The sequence below is a fragment of the Corallococcus sp. AB038B genome (assembly GCF_003668955.1).
GTDB classification, from domain to species: domain Bacteria; phylum Myxococcota; class Myxococcia; order Myxococcales; family Myxococcaceae; genus Corallococcus; species Corallococcus exiguus.
In genome coordinates this window covers 618660-636353 of record NZ_RAWO01000002.1, presented here as the reverse complement: position 1 = coordinate 636353, position 17694 = coordinate 618660, and the positions used below count along the sequence as shown (strand labels likewise).

Here is a 17694-nt window from a genome sequence, read left to right as displayed (position 1 = left end):
CCGGGCGCGGGGGAGCAGTCCCCCGCGCCACCTGCTGCTGCCCTGCCCTACTGGACGACGCGGACGTTGAGGGACGACGACGGTCCACCCACGGCCGGCGGCACCCAGGGCACCACCTTCTTGTTCTGCCACTGGACCAGCTTCAGCGACGGGTCCTCGAGCGGCACATCGAAGGTGTAGGAGATGCGCGTGGGTCCTTCCGCGTCCGCCTCCTCAATCTTCACCATCATGCCCTTCATGTCGAACTCGTCGCCCTTGTGCACCGGGTGGCGCGCGGCGCGGTGGATGCGCTCCTCCACGGAGTCCAGGAAGTGGCCGCCCTTGGTGAGCTCCAGCTCCACTGAGTTCGGGCCGGTGCGCGTCACCTTCTGCTCGTAGAGCGAATAGGACAGCACCCACCAGGCCTTCGGAAGCGGATTGCCCGAGGACCACCAGCGCACGGAGCCGTAGATGCCGATGATGCCGTTGGGGGCGTTGAGCACCACCACGCGCTGATTGGAGAGCTTCGTCTGATCGAACGCCTCCTCGTAGCGCGCCTGCACGCGGCCCATGAGCGCGTCCGCCTGGGAGTACTGCTCCATGGTCTGCCACCAGAGGTAGGGCGAGCCCACGACGTGGATGAGGGCCATCACCGCAGCGCCGGCCAGCACCGCGCCCGCGCGGAACGTCTTCGCCCGCCCCTTCCACGCGTGGCGCAGCACCACGGCCAGGCCCACCGCCATGCCCAGGCTGGGCACGATGAGCGTGCGCGAGCCTGCGAAGGCGGAGTTGGACATCCACGTGGCCACGAACGCGCCCGTCAGCATCCAGCCCACCGTGCGGCGCTCCGCGGACTCCAGCCGGGGCCACACGCCCCACACCAGCAGCGCGAACAGCGTGAAACCCACCGCGCCCAGGATGGTGAAGAGGGGCACCAGGGACTGGTCGAAGATGAAGTCCGGGGGCGCGTTCAGCGTCAGGCCCGCGATGGCGGCCGGGACGCGCCCGAGCATCGCCTGGAACCACGCCACGGGCGTGCCCAGAGCGTCCAGGTACATGTCCGAGCCGCCCGCGCCGTAGCCCATGGCCCGGTACGCCGCGAAGTAGAGGGCCATCAGCACGCCGAAGGGGATGAGCCCCTTGAGCTTGTCCTTCGCCTGCCCCGGGCCGGAGAAGGCCTCGTAGGCCAGCACGTACGGGCTGAGGATGACCATCGTCTCGCCGCACAGGAGCGCCAGCGCGAAGGACACCAGCGCGCCCACCAGGGTGCTCGTGCGCTTCTCCTCCCGCCACTTCACGTGGAGGAAGATGCCAAGGATGCCGAAGAGCAGCGACATCACCACGCTGCGGTAGGACAGCCAGCCCAGCACCGCCGCGTGCGAGCCCCAGATGGCGAAGAGGAACATCGCCACGCCCGCCACCGCCGTGGGCAGCACGCGCTTGAGCAGCACGCCCGCCAGCACCACCAGGCCCACGTACCAGAGCAACGAGTGGAACTGGTAGGCCACGGCCACGCGGTTGTAGAGCACGTGGTCCAGTCCGTAGAGCAGGCTGCCCAGGGGCCGGAAGAACGCGACGCGCACGGTGGGCTCCACCCACCACGGAAAGACGCCCACCTGCGCCAGGTGCAGCGTGTGCTCCGGGATGCCCGTGGCCGTGCGGTACACGTCCAGGGGCGTGTTCCCCAGCGGCGCGGGCGGCGGAATGTTGTCCCAGACGCCCAGCCAGATGAAGTCATCCGGCATGAACCCCGAGCGCAACGCGAGCGCGCCCAGCGCCACCGCGAACACGATGGAAATCCAGAAGTAACGCTTAAACGGCCAACCCGGGGCGGCTGGCGAAGGAGAAGTATCCATGTTTCAAAGATCTATCAGCACGGCCCCCACACGAGATAGGTCCTCCTGGGTCGTCCGCTGCCACCGGAAACACGCGGAGTGCGGCGCGTGCGATGGAGATCCTTTGCCACCGCCCGGACTCCGGGTGATCCTCCGACGACGAAGGGGGACGCGGTCCGGCAGGTGAAAACACGAACGTGAGCGCGCCTCGTTTCGTCCGCGCCGCCGCCGGGCCCGCACGCATGCGCATCGCCATCATCGCCACGTACACCCATCCGACCCGGCTGCGAATCAAGGAACCCTCCATCATGCAGTCCTCCGTGCCGGAGCTCATCGCGGGCCTGTGCCCGGAGCACGCGGAGGTGGAGATCTTCAACGAGAAGGAGGCGGAGCTGCCGTTGGACCGGCACTGGGACCTCGTCTTCTTCTCGTACCTGCACTCGTACTACGAGCACACCAAGGTCCTCTCCACCCTCTTCCGTCAGCGCGGCATGACGACGGTGGCGGGAGGCCGGCACGCGGGCCACTTCCCCGACGACGCGGCGAAGTACTTCGACGCGGTCATCACCGGGGAGCCGGAGTCCAACGTGCCCGCGCTCATCGCGGACTTCGAGAAGGGCGAGCTCAAGCCCCGCTACAGCCTGCCGTCGCAGGGCGCCGCCGCCATCCGGCCGTACCGCTACGAGCTCATCGACTTCACGAACAACAAGGTGCGCCTGCCGGGCATCGAGGCATCGCGCGGCTGCCCCTTCACGTGCAACTTCTGCGTGCTCACCGGCCACGAGCGCTACCGCTTCCGGCCCATTCCGGAGGTCATCGACGAAATCCAGACGCGCATGCGCTGGAACCCGAACTTCCTGGGGCTGATGGGGGACGCGTTCGTCTTCCTCGACAACAACCTGGGCGGCTCGCCCAAGTACCTGCGCGCGCTGTGTGAGGCGCTCATCCCGTTGAAGAAGACGTGGGGCTGCGCGCTCACCTTCAACGTGCTGAAGGACGACTCGCTGGTGAAGCTAATGGCGAAGGCGGGCTGCCGCTACGTCTACACCGGCCTGGAGTCGCTCAACCCGGAGTCGCTCAAGGCGATGAACAAGGGGCAGAACAAGCTGTCGGAGGTGGACGCCGTCATCCGCCGCGTCTTCTCCGCCGGCATCCTGCTGTCGTTCGGGCTCATCGTCGGTTCGGACGGAGACACCAACGAGTATCTGCACCGGCTGCCGGACTACCTGGCGGACCTGAAGTACTTCTCCGTCACGTTCCTGGGCATCGTGTGCCCGTATCCGGAGACGCCCTTCTTCCGCGAGCTGAAGGCCGAGGACCGGCTCTTGCCCGGCACCACCAGCCGCGACTACGACGGCTACACGCTGTGCCACCGGCCCAAGAACATGCACGCGTCGGAGGTGGTGGAGCACTTCCAGCGGCTGTGCCACACGCTGGGCAGCCTGCCCAACATCGCGCGGCACTACGCGTCCAAGCTGATGATGAGCGACCTGCCCCGCTACAAGCAGACCATCCTCTTCTCCGGGCCGGAGATCGTCAGCATCCGCAACCCGGTGAAGAACAAGGAGCGCCGCTACATCGCGGGGCTGGATGCCATCGAGGCGTGGGACGCGGAGCGGATGCCCGCGCTGGGCCTCACGCCGCAGGTCCTGACCTGATCCGGGACGGCAGGCGCACGTCCCACGCCAGCCCCAGGACCTGGAGCGCTCGGATGAAGAGCCAACCCGGGTCCCACTGCCACCACACCCAACCGTGCCGCGCGGACGCGGGGAAGGCGTGGTGGTTGTTGTGCCAGCCCTCGCCCAGCGCGAGCACGCTCACCCACCACACGTTGCGGCTGTGGTCGCGCGTGTCGTGGACGCGCTTGCCGAACGCCGCGTGGCACACGGAGTTCACCGCGTAGGTGCTCTGCATCCAGCACACCACGGGCAGGAAGAAGTACGCGGGCACCGTGCGCCAGCCGAACGTCAGCCCCACGAAGAGCACCCCCAACACCTGCGGCGCGATGCGGTAGCGCAAGAGCCAGTGGTAGTAGCGGTCGTCCGCCATGTCGCGGCACCAGGTGCTCCAGCCGTCCTCTTCCGTGGAGGACTCGTTGAGGATCCACCCCATGTGCGCGTACCAGAAGCCGCGCAGCGGCGAGTGCACGTCCCCGTCCGCGTCCGCCTTCGCGTGGTGCAGCCGGTGGTTCGCGGCCCACAGGAGCGGACTGCCCTGCGCGGTGAGCATGGCCACCGACACCAGCGCGTACTCCACCCAGCGGGGGCATGCGAAGGCGCGGTGGCATAGAAGCCGGTGCAGCCCCACCGTCGTGCCCAGGCCAATGGACACGTACACGGCCAGCGCCACCGGCAGCGCGTACGGCGGCCAGGGCAGGAAGAACGCCAGCGCGGCCAGCCCGTGGACCACGAGCATGTAGATGACGATGACGGGACTGAGCTGGAAGCGGAGCGGCGCGGTGATCATGGCCCGGTGCGTGAGGTCGAAGGAGAAGCACGCAGTCTAGGGGCCCCGCCTGACGGGACAAGGAATGCGTCAGGCGCGTCACATCACGCGAGCGTCACGGGGCTTTGAGGCCTGGGGAGCAACAAGCGCCTCCACCGGCGGGGCCTGGAGGGTGGCCTGGAAGCGGTCCATGCGGCGCAGCTCCGCGCGGGCCTCCACCTCCGTGAAGATGGCGCGCGCTCGGGCGAGGAACTCCTCGCGCCGGTTCGGCAGCGCCACCGCCGCGTCGAAGTAGGCCACGCCCGTCTCCCAGCGGTTGGGGCTCTTCTCCAGGACGGCGATGGCCTCCAGGAACACGGGCTCCGCGGCCTTGGGGCCCTTGCGCAGGGCCAGTGAGCGCGCCGTCACGCGCAGCGCCGGGCCCTTCAGGTACGGATAGAGCCGCGCGATGACGCGCGCCTTGAGGCAGGACAGCCGCACGACCTTCAGCAGCTTCTTGCGCGGCACCACCGTGGCGCCCTCCTCCAGCGCGAAGAGGGCCGCCTCCGCCGCGTCCACCAACCCCACCTGGAGGAAGGGCACCAGCACCTGGTAGCTCCAGATGCTCTCGAAGCAGCGCACCGCGACGAGCGCGGCCTCCTCCACCTGGTGCTCGCGCACCGTGACGTTGGCCAGGTGGTTCAAGCTGGCGCACTGGTTGGCCAGGTCCGCCACCTCCTCGCTGATGCGCAGGCCCTGCTCCAGCTCCGCGCACAGCTCGCCCACGTCGCCTTCGCCCATGAGGTAGCGGCACATGGGCGCCCACGAGTGCGCCCAGCCCTGGTGCATCAGCGCGTTGAGCTCCACGCCAATGGTCCCCATCTGCTCGTAGAGCGCCACCGCCGGGCGGAAGCGCGAGTGGAGGAACTCGCCCGTGGCCTGCATCATCAGCGATGTCTGACGCTCCCAGCGCTCGCCCACCTGGCGCAGCGTGGAGACGGCCTCCTCCTGGAACTCCCGCGCACGCTCCAGCTCGTTGGCGAAGAAGGCCTGGATGCCCAGGCGGCTGAGCGCGAGCCCCTCCGCCACCGGATCCTTGGAGCGGCGCGCGTACTCCAGCGCCTTCTCGCAGTGGTAGCGCGAGCGCTTGAGCAGCCCCGCGCCGAACAGGAGCGTGCCGTAGTAACCGCGCGCCATGCTCATGGCGTAGTCGTTGCGCGAACGCTCCGCCATGTTGGTGGACACCAGCGTCGCCCAGGTGAGCTTGGTGATGTCCGCGAAGTAGTAGATGCGGATGAGCGAGTTGAGCGTGGACAGCTGCTGCAGGTAGTTGCCCAGCCTCGCCGCCGGCAGCGGACGCAGGATGAAGGGCAGCAGCGTCGCGAGCCCCCGGAGCACCAGGTTCGCCAGCGTGCGCAGGCCCAGCGCGGCCAGGCTCCCCGGGAGGCTGCGGCCCCTCAACACCAGCGACTTCTCCAGGTGCTGCGTGGCGAGCGCGGACTCGCCCTTCTCCTGGTGCGCGCGGCCCAGGCCCAGGTGCAGCTCCGCCTGGAGCGGGGGCTCCTCCTCGTCCACCAGGCACTGCTCGAACATCAGGATGGCGTTGGCGTAGTGGCCCGCCTGGAGCAACGTCTCCGCCAGCTCCTGCATCACCCGGCGCGTCTGGAGGAGCGTCACCTCCGGGTCCACCGGGACGACGGTGCCGAGCAGCTCCAGGCCCCGGTTGTAGTGGTAGAGCGCGTCGTCGTTCGCGTACTGCGCCCGCGCGCTGCGGGCCGCCATCAGCGTGTACGCCAGGCCCTTGTCCTCCACGTTGCCCGCGAGGAAGTGGAACGCGAGCAGACCCGCGGAGCCCGCGAGGTTGTCGTTGGCGCGGGCCTCCAGGTAGCGCGCGAGCCGGCGGTGCAGGTCCTCACGCGCGGACACCAGCAGCGTGTTGTAGGCCACGTCGCGGATGACGATGTGCTTGAAGAGGCAGGTGTACGGCTCCTCCGTCTCCAGCAGGATGAGGCCCAGGCGCTGGAGCGTGTCCATGGCCTCGCGCAGGACCTTGCTCCCCAGCGTGGGCACCAGCGCCACCACCGCGTCCAGCGTGAAGATGCGCCCGATGACGGACGCCACCTTCACCACCAGCTTCTCCGTCTCGCTGAGCAGGTCGATGCGCGACAGCACCACGTCCTGGATGGAGTCCGGCAGCAGCAGGTCCTGGAGGCCGCGCTTCACCTCCATGCGCGGCGAGCCGGGCTCCACCGGCCCCAGGTAGCCCTGCTCCGCCAGGCCCTCCACGATGGATTCGATGAAGAACGGGTTGCCCTGCACCTTCGCGAGCAGCCGGTCCTCCAGCGCGACGTCCGGCGGCGACAGGCGCAGGTGCACGCGCAGCAGCGCCCGCGTGTCCTCTTCGTCCAGGCTCGTCAGGTCCACCGGGACGAACTCCGGCAGCTCGCGCAGACCGCGGAGCTGGTCGCCCGGGCGCATCGTCGCCAGCACCATGATGCGGTGCGAGCCCACGCGCACCGCCAGGTACTGGAGCAGGTCCAACGAGATGTAGTCCGCCCAGTGCAGGTCCTCGAAGTAGAGCAGCAGCGGCTGCGCGCGGCTGAGCTTCTCCAGGAGCTGGAAGACGATCTGGAACACCTTCTGCTGCTTGCGCCGCGCGTCCATCCCCGCCGTGGCGGACGTCTCCTCCAGCGACATGCCGAGGATGCCCGCGACCACGGGAATCCACTCCGGCCCCACGTCCTCCAGGCCGTCCAGCCCCTGCCGCAGGCGCGTGAGCTGCGCCTCGGTGTCGTCCGAGTCGTGAAGACCGAAGGCCTGGAGCAGCACCTCCTTCCAGGGGAAGAAGGGGGTGAAGGCCTCGTAGGAGTAGCAGACGCCGTACAGCGCCCGGGCGCCGCCCTCCTCCGCGTCCTCCAACACGCGCGCGCCCAGCCGCGACTTGCCGATGCCCGCCTCGCCGGACACCACGCTCACGCGGCCCTGGCCCGCGAAGGCCGCGTTGAGCGACGCGTGCAGCACGTTGAGCTCGCGGCTGCGGCCGATGATGTCGCCCCGGCCCTTGATGAAGAGGCTGCGGCGCGTCTCCCCCAAGAGCCGGTACACCGGCACCGTGCGCGACACGCCCTTGAGCTTCGCGTCCTCCACGAACTCCGTGGCGAAGCCGCCCTGCTGCGAGCGCGACTGGGTGTTGGCGCACAGGTGCACGCCGTCCTGGCGTCCGCCGTGCGTCATCAGGCGCGCGGCCATGTTCACGACCTCGCCCAGCGCCGAGTAGCCCTTGCGCGTGGGCGAGCCCATGTCGCCGCAGTAGGCGTGGCCGGTGGCGATGCCGATCTGCAGCTCATCCAGGAAGGGGAACTGCTCCCGGGCCTTGAGCAGCTTGCAGGCCAGCCGGCACGCCAGCACCTCCTTGTTCTGCTGGGCGGTGGGCGCGCCGAACAGGACGTAGAGCACGTTGCCCTTGTCCGTGAAGTCCGTCATCAGCAGCACGCCGCCGTGGTGGGCGGACTCGCGCTGGACGTATTCGTAGTAGGCGTTGAGGTCGTGGGTGAACGCGTCCGGATCCGTGTCCGCCTGCGCGTGGGTGAAGCGCACGAAGAAGCAGGTGACGTCGCGGAAGTCGCCCGCGAACTCCTGGTGCGCGGTGGTGATCTTCGTGAAGAGCACCGGGTGCAGGAGCAGCGCGCACCGGCCCACCAGCTCCGCCCCGCCCGTGGGCGCGGGCAGCGGGCGCTTCACCGACTCCACCGGCGCGTCGAGCGCCAGCCGGTGGTTGCCACCCTCGCGTGGATCGCCCCTGCGCGCGGACTCCGGCAGCGCCGCCCAGGCGCGCGGGCTCAAGACGACCTCCGACACCGTGGCCTGCTTCTCCGCGCCCACCGCCTGCGCCAGCGGCTCTCCCACGAGCGCCGGGTGCATCCACAGGCCGGTGGTGCCCATCACGATGCGGGTGGCCTCACCAAAGCCGATTCCGATGCGCGACGACACGCCGAAGCGCTGGCCCAACAGCTCCAGCCGGGCGAAGCGCGCCAGCCTGCGCTGCACGCCCAGCGCGCACACCGCCGCTCGCTGCACGACGTCCGCGTCCGCTTCCTCGGGCGCGGACTCGAAGCACGCGAGGATGGAGTCGCCGGCGAACTGGTAGATGTCCCCGCCGTGGTCGCGGACGACGTCGATCATCTCCGTGTAGTAGTTCGTCAGCAGGCGCTGGAGCGCGTCGATGCCGCGAGGGCCCGCGCCGCTCAGCCCCACCACGATGGGCGTGAAGCCCGCGATGTCCAGCAGCAGGATGGCGCCCCGCACGCCCTCCGCCCGGGGCAGCGCGTCCGCATCCTGGCTCCCAAGCCGCGCGAGGATGGCCGCCGGCATGTAGGGCGCCAGCATCGCGACAGCGGGATCGATGGGCTGCGTGGAGGGCATCCTTAAGGGGCTTTCCGCTCAGGACAGGTTGGCGAAGCGCAGGTACAGGGCGCCCAGGCACATGGCGCCGTAGAGGGGGATTTCCGCCGTCTCCGGCCAGGGCTGCTGCTTGCGCACCGCGCCCCAGACGTGCACCGCCGTCATCAGGCCACCAATGAGGCCGATGAGCTCGAAGATGACCAGGTGGCTCTTGGGGTCCGGGATGAACTGCACCACCGCGATGATGACGGACAGCGCCAGGCCGCCCAGGCAACGCGCGAAGTAGACCGTCAAATCGTTGTTGCCCGTGGGCAGTTCCCACCCGAACCAACGCGCCCAGCGCAGCGGGATGAACAGCAACGGCAATGCGTAGACGACCAGGAAGACCGAGGTGGAGACCGCGAGGAACCAGCTGGCCAGCGGATAGTCGGGGTTGATCATGATGGCGGACGTGATGGGTGACGGACGTGCACCCGCGGCGCACGCCCCTCCCCACGACGTCCATCCTAGAATCTTTTGCCACCCCGTGGGGCGGCTTCCCCTCCACCAAGGCCCTGCTTGAGCCCGCCTGCCGCCTAGCGGGTGGCGGCCAGGAGGAACTCGGCCACCCGCTCCAGGGAGGTGGTGCGCTCGGCCTCCGCCGGGAAGCGCCGGAACAGCTCCGGTGGCCCGTGCAGGATGAGCGGCTTGCCATAGCGCAAGGCCAGGACGGCCTCCGCCGCGGTGCCGGCGCCCCCGGGCAGCGCGACCAGGGCATGCGGCGTCAGCACGTTGATGTGGTTGCGGCTCATGGGGTCCGTGCCCTGCTCCCCGCTGAGCGGCAGGTGGGTGTAGATGGGGATTTCGATGTCCGTGTTCGGGTAGCCGGCCCGGGGCTGGTAACGGCCGTCCGCGCCCACGGTGCCGGGGATGATGCCGATGGCCGCCCCCCGCCGCCCCTCCACCTGGACGAAGGCCCCCGCCGCCGCGCTCATGACGCCGCCGCCCGCGCCGGTGAGCAGGTCGAACCCGGCCTCCGCAATCCACCGCGCCAGGGGGACGACCCACTCCTCGTGAGAGTGCGCCCCGGAGCCGAACACTCCGATGATGCGGCGGTGTCTGCGCATGACTGCGTCCTCCCCGAAAAACTGGAACTACGTGAGCCCCTGTTCCATGCGAATCCCCGGCCAACGCCGCAAGGGCTCACGGACCGGCGTGCGTCCTGATTCCCGTCCACCCGTGGAAGGTGCGCGGCGCGAGCGTCGGCCAGCCGTCGCTTCCCTCCTCCCGGAGCGCCAGACGTTTCCGCACGACCCGTGATGTCGGACCCCTCCTCTACCTTCCTCGCAGGTGAGCAAGGAGGCTGCCCATGTTCGACGCCTGTGGAGGTTGTGAGCGCCGTGGCACCGCCGGAGAGGTGTTCGACTGGTGCGCGCACTGCGAATTGTCCCTGTGTCCCGAATGCCTCGTGCGCGGCTGCTGCGGCAGCGTGCCCGCGGACTCCGGGCGGGGCGCCCCCAAGGAGCTGCCCGACCCGCCACCTCCCGAGCGCGAAGTCCTCCCGGAGGACTTCGGGGGCCGGTGCTGCACGCACGCCCGTGCGGTGGCGTGCTCCTGCGCCTTCCACTGGGTCTGCACGCGCCACGGCGACCTGCATGTGGGCACCCACGACTGAGGGCGTTGACACACGGGCGGCCTGTCCACGAGGTTTCCGCCTGCTTTCAGGCATTCCCGCCCGGACACAGCACGGAGCACGAACACCATGGGTCTCGCCGAACGGTCGGAACTGGCCGCGTTCAAGAACGACACCTTCGCCTCGAAGGTGGCGGAGCTGAAGGAGGCCGCGGCGGGCGCGGACATCCAGGTGACGCTGGACGAGGCGAGCTTCACCACCGTGGCCGCCATCCAGATGCTCTCCAACGGCGTCTTCGACCGGCTCATCGACGACATGAAGTCCGTCTGCAGCGACGCCATCGGAAAGCAGGCCGTCCGGGAAGGCATCCAGACGTTGCACATCGTCCACAAGGACGCGCCGGGCTTCACGCTGGACCTGATGGACGGCACGCTCACGCTGCGCGCGAAGGTGGACGGCTCCCTCGGCGAGGACCTGCCGGGCTACGGCCAGTACCGGGCCTTCCTGCTGAAGAAACTGTAGGCCCCGCACGGCCTCACCGACCGGAGGGCCGCTTTGTCAGCGGTGTCCTCCGGCACGGGACATTCCGTCCGGCTCAGGGCACGTCCAGCACGACGCCCTGCCCCGGGACGGCCATCACCCAGCGGACGACGTCCGGCTTGCCGCCGCAGGTGACGCGCACCTCGAACTCGCGCCCCGCGGGCATCTGGTTGGACAGGGGCGTCTGGCCCTCCAGCACCTGCGAGCCCAGCGCCACGCGGCAGCCCTGGGCACCGGTGATGCTGAGTATGCCCCGGGCCTCCGCCTGGGGCGGGGCGTCCGCGAGCGTGCGCAGGTCGATGTGCTCCGACTTCGGCACCTTGCCGAAGCGGTGCAGCTTGCCGTCCACGGCCGTGGAGATGAGCCAGCCGGTGTTGCCTTCGGGCAGGCCCTGGCTCGCATCCAGCAGGACGCCGGACACGTAGACGCGCTCGCCCTCCTGGGCGTTGCGCACCTCCACGCCACCCTTGGGCAGCAGGAACACCAACGCGAGCCCCGCGAGCACCAGGCCCACGCCGCCCACGATGAGCCCCTTGCGCTGACCGGGCGTCATCCCCTTCCCCGTCGCTTCGGCGGTGGGCGCCGGAGCCGTGGGGGAGACCGCGTGGACGGGGGCCGGCGGCGCGGCCACGTGAGCCGCCGGAGGCCGCGCGGGCGGAGCCACGGGAGCGGACACCGGCGGAGCATGCGGGGCAGCCACGTGCGGCGGCGGCACGGCCACGGGCGAGGGGGGGTGTCCCCCATAGGCCGCGTGGGAGCCGGTCGGCGGCGGCGCATGGTGCCCCAGCGGCGGCTGCGGGGCGCTTCCCTGCTGCGCGTGGGCGGCCCCGTATTGCGCGTGGGTGCCCCCATGCGACGGGGGCGCTGCCACGGGGTGCGGCTGCGGAGCCGCGGTCAGGGGGGCGACGGAGGGCACCGCCACCGACGGACGCGCGGGCGCCTGCGGAGGAGGCCCCACGCGCGTGGGCACGTTGGCGGACGCCGCGGGGCGCACCGCGGTGGGCGGCGGCATCGGCGACGTGGGAGGAGGCGCGGCCGGGCGCGACGGGCGGGGCGCGGCGGCCACGGGCGGTGCCACCGGAGGCGCGGAGGCCACGGGCGGCCCGTTGACGGAGACGACCTCGGTGCCGCGCTCGGCGGGCTCCGGCGGGGAGGCCACCGGGGGCGGCTCCATCCGGGGCATGCTGCCGGAACCGCCGCGCACGGGCGGACGGGACAGGTCCGAGGGGGCCCGCATGTCGCTGCCCGAGCCCGTACCCAGGTTGCGCGAGTGCGAGCCCGTGCCCGGCATCAGCGCCCGGGGGTTGGAGCCCGTCCCCGGGCCGGCGATGGACGACGGCGCGTACTCGGAGAGCCGGTCGCCCAGCGTCTCCTTGAAGAACTGCGCCACCGACGCGGGCGACGAGGACAGCCGGTGGTGCGCGATGACGGCTTCAATCTCCTCGCGCATCGCCGCCGCGGAGGGCGTGCGCCGCGCCGGGTCCTTCACCAGCGCGCGCAGGATGAGGTCCGACACGTCCTGCGGGATGTGGGGCCGCAGCTGCGAGGGCACCGGCGCGGGCTCGCGCACGATGGCCGCGAGCGTGGCCGCGTCATGGTCCCGGCGGAACGGCAGCTGGCCGGTGAGCAGTTCGAAGAGCACCACGCCCAGCGCGAACACGTCGTTGCGCCAGTCCAGCGGGCGGCCGCTGGCGGCCTCCGGGGAGAGGTACGAAATCTTCCCCTTGATGACGCCCGCCTGCGTGTGCTCCTCGCCCTGCACCTTGGCGATGCCGAAGTCCGACAGCTTGATGGCGCCGTCCAGCGACACCAGCACGTTGTGGGGGCTGACGTCGCGGTGCACCACCGGGTGCGCCGTGCCAGACGGATCCACGTAGCTGTGCGCGTAGTGCAGGCCCGCGGCGACCTCCGCCACGATGCGCAGCGCGTGCTCCAGCGGCAGCGCCATGCCCTTGCGGCGCAGCTCCGTGAGCAGGCGCTTCAGGTCCGGGCCGCGCACGTACTCCATCAGGATGTACGCCACGCCGTCCGTCACGCCCACGTCGAAGGTCTGCACGACGTTGGGGTGCGTGAGGCGCGCGTTGGCGCGGGCCTCCGCGAAGAGCATGTCGACGAACTCAGGATTCTCAGCGAACTGCGCGAGAATCTTCTTCATCACCACGAACTTCTCGAAGCCCTTCACGCCCTGCTGCTTGGCGAGAAACACTTCCGCCATGCCGCCCTGCCCCAGCCGGCGGATGATCTGCAGCCGCGCGCCGCTGGTGTGCGTGTCCGTGGCTGACGAGCCCCGGGCGCTGGGGTCCGTGTTGGTGGAGCCGAAGAGGTACTGGCTGAGCGCGCGCTGCTCCAGCGCCTCGATGTCCTCCAGCGGCTTGTCCGTGAGCGGCGTGCGCGCGAGCAGCCCCTGGAACTGCGCGAGCGCCGGGGCCCGGGCGTTGCCGCCGCAGACGGGGCACACGCGCTCCATGGTGCCCTTGGCGCGCAGCACCTCCAGGTACTCGGAGGTCTGGATGCGCTGGTGGGTGACCTGGCCGCAGTTGCGGCAGTCGCACGGCAGCCACAGCGTGGCCAGCTTCGCGGGCAGCGTCTTGGTGGACTTCGCCAGCACGGCCAGCAGCGGCGGCGGCACGCGGCACAGCACCACCTGGGCGCCCTGCGCGGCCACCTCCAGCACCTGTTCGATGCGCGGCAGCGCTTCCTGCTCCACCACGCTCACGTGGCAGCAGTCGAATGCGACGCGCCCCTCCAGGCCGGACGCCAGCCGGCGCACGTTGAGGTCGCCCTTGAGCGTACTGGCCAGGGTGATGAAGGTGATGTCGTCCTGGACGATCTTCAGGTGCGACGAGAGCTCGGACGGCTCCGATGGGATGCCGGAGCGCAGGTAGCGCAGCACCGCGGGATCCACCGCGGAGAACTGCTGGCGGCGCGCGAAGTCGAAGAACTCCGTGGGCTCGTCCGCGAACTCCAGCGGCTGGGAGCATACCGGGCACTGGTGCGGCGGGGCCCCGCCCTGCTCCAGCACCTTCGCCTCCTCCACCAGGCGGACCAGCCGCAGCCGGTCCTCCTTGCAGAAGCGGCACGTGTACGGCGCCAACAGCGAGAGCACGCGCGCGACGCCCGCGAAGCCCTCCACCATGTTGAGCTGATCCACCACCACCGGCGGCGCGTTGACGACGTACAGCCCCGACACGCCCTGCGGCGGGTGGCCGGCGAACTCGATCCACCGGCGCACGCCGAAGGAGCTGATCCGCTCCACCAGGCCCAGGTCCACCACCACCAGGCCCTGGATGCCCTTGGACGCTGGCGTGAGGGGGAAGGTTTCGTCGATCACCCCGGCCACGCGCACGTGGGTCAGACTGCCCACGCGCAGGGAGGTGATGCTGGCATTGGAAGTTTGGCTCTCCACCCGCCTACCCTCGTTCCAGACTGAACAGCAGCGACTTGGGCTGCGCGGCCCGGCGGCGAGCGTCGCCCAGGTCCACTCCACAGGCGAACTGTGTGCGCTTTCCCGGAGTCACCCGCACCGCCACCGCGTCGCTGTGCTCCAGGATGCGCCGCAGACCCAGGCCCGCGCCACCACCCGAAGCATCTACCTGCGCCTTCTCACCCCAGGCCTTCATCACTCGCACCAGCGGTGACACCGACAGGCGGCCGAAGCGATCCGTCGCCTCCAGCCACGCCCGGCCGTCCGCCACCGCCCACGACACCAGGCAGCGGTCTTCATCCGCCACCGACTGCACCTGACCGCGCCGGTGGGCGTACTTCGGCTCGCCGCTTCCGTCCACTGGCGCGTCGAGCAGCGCGTTCACGCCAATCTCATGGACGACATCCGCCACCCGGCTGGCCGCGCCCTTGGAGCCGCCAGCCTGGAGGACGGCCTCGGCCGCGCGCTCGCCCACGGCCGTCACCTCCGCCACGCTGCCCAGCCACGCCACGGACGTGGCGGCTTCCTGGGGGATCATGGGCTCGCCGCGCAGGAGCGCGCTCAACAGCCGAGCCTCCCAGGCGGACGGCTGGCCGCCCTCGCGGGTGGCCAGCAGCAGCGCCGGGGGACGGCGTTCCAGGAGCGCGGCGTGGGCGGGAGTGAACCGCCCGTCGAACAGCACCAGCTGCGGCGCCGCGTCGTCACCGCGCCCCAACAACAGGCCGTCCCGGGCCAGCACTCCGGAGGCCTTCTCCAGTGCCTCCGGCGTGAGCGTCGTGTCCGGCGTCAACTTCAGGGGAGCATCCTTCACGGCGGCGACGGTATCCAAACAGCGCCCTAATAATGGAGTCGAACTTCTGTGAAGACGCCCAGCGGCGGTGCGGGGAAGCCGTGGGACTCCTCGTACTTCGCGTTGAAGAGGTTTGTGCCCAGCAGTGACACCGCCACGCGCTCGTGGACGTTGAAGCCCACGCGCGCGGTCGCGGTGATGTAGCTGGGCAGCTTCACGCGGGTGGTGGTGCCGGCGTTCTCGTCCACCACGAAGCCCGGATCATACCGGGCGCCCACGAACAGGCCGTAGAGCTCCACGAAGGCGAACTTGCCGATGTTGGTGCGGCCGCGCAGGTAGACGCGGTGGGTGGGCGCGTAGTCCAGTGGGTAGCTGGATCCGCCGCCCACGGGCAGCGCCTGGGCGTCCAGGAACTGGTAGGCCACGTCGAAGGACGAGTTGAGGGACGGCACCTGCGCCGCCGCTTCCGCCTCGAAGCCCGCCACGCGCGCGTCGCCCAGGTTCTTGAACTGGGACGTGGAGCCGAAGAGGAGCTCCTGATTGATGAAGTTGCGGGCGCGGTTGTAGAAGCCCGTGCCCGTCAGGCGCACCCTGCGGTCCAGCGGCCAGAAGTCCACCGCCGCCTCCACCGTGTCCAGCGTCTCCGCGCGCAGGGACGGGTTGCCCAACAGCGTCGCGGCGTACATCTGCTGGTTGATGGCCAACTCCGCCATCGTGGGCGCGCGGAAGGCGCGGCCGTAGTTGGTGCGCAGCGTGAGCAACTCCGGGATGGCGTGGAACACGACGCTGGCGCGCGGGGACACCTGATCCGTCTTCGCCTCCCAGACCTTGGCGGGGATCTGGTAGTTGTCGTAGCGAGCACCCGCACCCACCACCAGCCGGTCCGTGATGCGGTACTCCGCGTCCACGAAGCCGCCCAGGATGGTCTGCTTCGTGTCGTCCAGGGTCAGGCCGGGCAGGATGTTCTGGTTGTTCACCTGGTCGGCCTTCACGTCGCCGCCGACGGTGACGGAGAGCTTGTCCAGGGAGAACAGCGCGCGAGCCTCACCGCCCAGGCGGCTGCGCTTGCCCAGCGTGTCCTCCAGGGCGCCGGTGACCTCGTTCTCCAGCGTCACGTTGCGGCGCTTGAAGAAGGCGTAGGCCTGGGCGAACACGCGCACGTGGTCCGTCACCTGCTGATCCAACTGCAGGGCGGCGTTCAGGTTCTGGACGTGCTCGTTGTCCTGCGCGGTGTAGTGGCAGCGGCCGCAGTTGCCCACGGTGGAGATGTTCTGACCGCCGGGCCGGCCGATGTTGCCGTCCGTGAAGTCCGCGTCCAGCGCGAGGGGGCCCACGCGGACCTTGCCGTTCACCTGATGGACCAGCGAGTCCTCGTTGGTGTCCGTCTGGTTCAGCTGCGGGTTGTTGAAGAGCTGCGGGCCGTCCGAGCCGAAGCCGTAGTAGCCGAGCAGCGCCTCCACCGGACCGCCGCGGCCGGCGACGTTGGTCTGCAGGCGCCAGGTCTTGTCCTGGCCCGCGAGGATGCGCGCGTCGGCGCCCACGTTCTGGCCCTTGGCGATGAGGTCCGCGGGCTGGCGCTCGATGATGTTGATGACGCCGCTGAAGGCGTTGGAGCCGTAGAGCGACGAGCCCGGGCCGCGGATGACTTCCACCTGCTTCAGGTTGGTGAGCGGCGTCGTCTCATCCGCGTAGAACTGGCCCGTCCAGGGGTCCGTCAGCGGACGGCCGTCCTTGAGGAGCAGCAGGCGGTTGGACAGGTAGTTGGAGCCCAGGCCGCGCGCGCTCACCGCCGCCTTGCGCATGGAGCCCCGGCGGCACTCCATGCCGGGGAAGTACTGGATGGCCTCGCAGAGCGAGAACTGGCCGGTGCCTTCCAGCTCCTCCGCGGGGATCCACGACACCGTGAGGGGCACGTCGGAGATGCGCTGGCTGCGCTTGGACGCCGTGGTGACGACGGCCTCGCTCAGCGCCCTGTTGATGTTCTGCTCCAGGTCGTCGCCACCGCCCAGGTCCGGGCCGTCCAGGCCGGAGAGGCTGGAGGGCGGCGGCAGCGCGCGGTCGGAGGTGGGCTCCGTGAAGGGCGCGCGGTCCGGGACGTTGTCCGCCGTGCGCGGCTGCGACGACGGCAGCATCGCGCCGGCACCCAGCGCGGGCGCGGGCGGCGGGTTGGACGGGATGTCCGAAGTCAGCGGCCCGTCATACGGCGACGGCGAGGCCACGGGCAGCGGATCCGAAACGGACGGGCCCGGGCCGGCCACGGGGGCGAGCGGCGCGGGCGGCGGCTCGGTGGCGAGCGCCGGCGGCTGCGCGGCGGGCTCGTCCGTGGGAATGGGCTCCACGTCCGTCGGCGGGGGCTGGGCCTTCGCGCCCCGGCGCGTCTTCGCCGTGCGCGGAGGCTTCGCGCCGGGCGTGGCGGCCTTGGCACCCGGCGTGGCGGCCTTGGCGCCCGGCGTGGTGGCCGCGCGCTTGCGTGTGGCCTTGGTCCGCGTCTTGGGGGCGGGCTCCTGGGCCTCCTGGGCCTGGGCCGTCTCCACCGCGAAGAGGGACAGGGCGCAAACCACCAGGGTCAGGCACGCGCGCGCGCCCATCCGACCGGCAAACCCCTTCACCGCGTTGGTGCGCGATCCACCGTACTCAGTCGAGTCCATCGTTCTCAATTCCACGAGGGGAAGCAGGGGGTATCCGCGGT

At 70.4% G+C, this 17694-nt stretch carries 11 protein-coding genes; 3 read left to right on the top strand and 8 right to left on the bottom strand.

What is annotated here, in order from left to right:
• Positions 1-47 precede the first annotated feature (47 nt).
• Positions 48-1769 carry a hypothetical protein gene (locus tag D7Y04_RS13730; protein WP_121759616.1) on the bottom strand — a complete coding sequence of 574 codons (1722 nt, stop codon included), beginning with the start codon at positions 1767-1769 and terminating at the stop codon, positions 48-50.
• 242 nt (positions 1770-2011) lie between these two features.
• Here D7Y04_RS13730 and D7Y04_RS13725 point away from each other — a divergent pair, with 242 nt between their 5' ends.
• Positions 2012-3472 (top strand): radical SAM protein, encoded by a 1461-nt coding sequence (locus tag D7Y04_RS13725; protein ID WP_304988630.1) that lies wholly within the window; start codon positions 2012-2014, stop codon positions 3470-3472.
• Here the strand turns inward: D7Y04_RS13725 and D7Y04_RS13720 are convergent.
• From D7Y04_RS13720 to D7Y04_RS13705, 4 genes are all read right to left on the bottom strand, one after another.
• Complete coding sequence (locus tag D7Y04_RS13720; RefSeq protein ID WP_121759615.1) at positions 3450-4280, bottom strand: acyl-CoA desaturase; 831 nt, start codon at positions 4278-4280, stop codon at positions 3450-3452. The two genes, D7Y04_RS13725 and D7Y04_RS13720, sit on opposite strands and share 23 nt — an antisense overlap.
• Positions 4281-4358: 78 nt before the next feature.
• Entirely contained in the window at positions 4359-8660 is a 4302-nt protein-coding gene (locus D7Y04_RS13715; RefSeq protein ID WP_121759614.1) for an AAA family ATPase, read from the bottom strand.
• 18 nt (positions 8661-8678) lie between these two features.
• Positions 8679-9080: a hypothetical protein gene (locus D7Y04_RS13710; RefSeq protein ID WP_120580637.1), complete on the bottom strand. Its 402-nt coding sequence runs from the start codon at positions 9078-9080 to the stop codon at positions 8679-8681.
• Positions 9081-9214: 134 nt separating this feature from the next.
• The gene (locus D7Y04_RS13705; protein ID WP_121759613.1) at positions 9215-9745 is read right to left on the bottom strand and encodes a molybdenum cofactor carrier protein; all 531 of its coding nucleotides are present in this window, start codon (positions 9743-9745) and stop codon (positions 9215-9217) included.
• 242 nt (positions 9746-9987) lie between these two features.
• Between D7Y04_RS13705 and D7Y04_RS13700 the strand changes: the two genes are divergently transcribed.
• The gene (locus tag D7Y04_RS13700) at positions 9988-10293 is read left to right on the top strand and encodes a hypothetical protein (RefSeq protein WP_121759612.1); all 306 of its coding nucleotides are present in this window, start codon (positions 9988-9990) and stop codon (positions 10291-10293) included.
• Between the two features lie 87 nt (positions 10294-10380).
• Entirely contained in the window at positions 10381-10773 is a 393-nt protein-coding gene (locus D7Y04_RS13695; RefSeq protein WP_121759611.1) for a hypothetical protein, read from the top strand.
• A gap of 73 nt (positions 10774-10846) precedes the next feature.
• Here the strand turns inward: D7Y04_RS13695 and D7Y04_RS13690 are convergent, their stop codons facing one another.
• The 3 genes from D7Y04_RS13690 to D7Y04_RS13680 are packed head-to-tail and all read right to left on the bottom strand — an operon-like array spanning position 10847 to position 17653.
• Positions 10847-14197 (bottom strand): serine/threonine-protein kinase, encoded by a 3351-nt coding sequence (locus D7Y04_RS13690; protein ID WP_121759610.1) that lies wholly within the window; start codon positions 14195-14197, stop codon positions 10847-10849.
• 4 nt (positions 14198-14201) lie between these two features.
• On the bottom strand, positions 14202-15026 hold the full coding sequence (locus tag D7Y04_RS13685) for a hypothetical protein (protein ID WP_233601404.1): 825 nt from the start codon (positions 15024-15026) through the stop codon (positions 14202-14204).
• 26 nt (positions 15027-15052) lie between these two features.
• Complete coding sequence (locus tag D7Y04_RS13680; RefSeq protein ID WP_120596979.1) at positions 15053-17653, bottom strand: TonB-dependent siderophore receptor; 2601 nt, start codon at positions 17651-17653, stop codon at positions 15053-15055.
• Positions 17654-17694 lie beyond the last annotated feature (41 nt).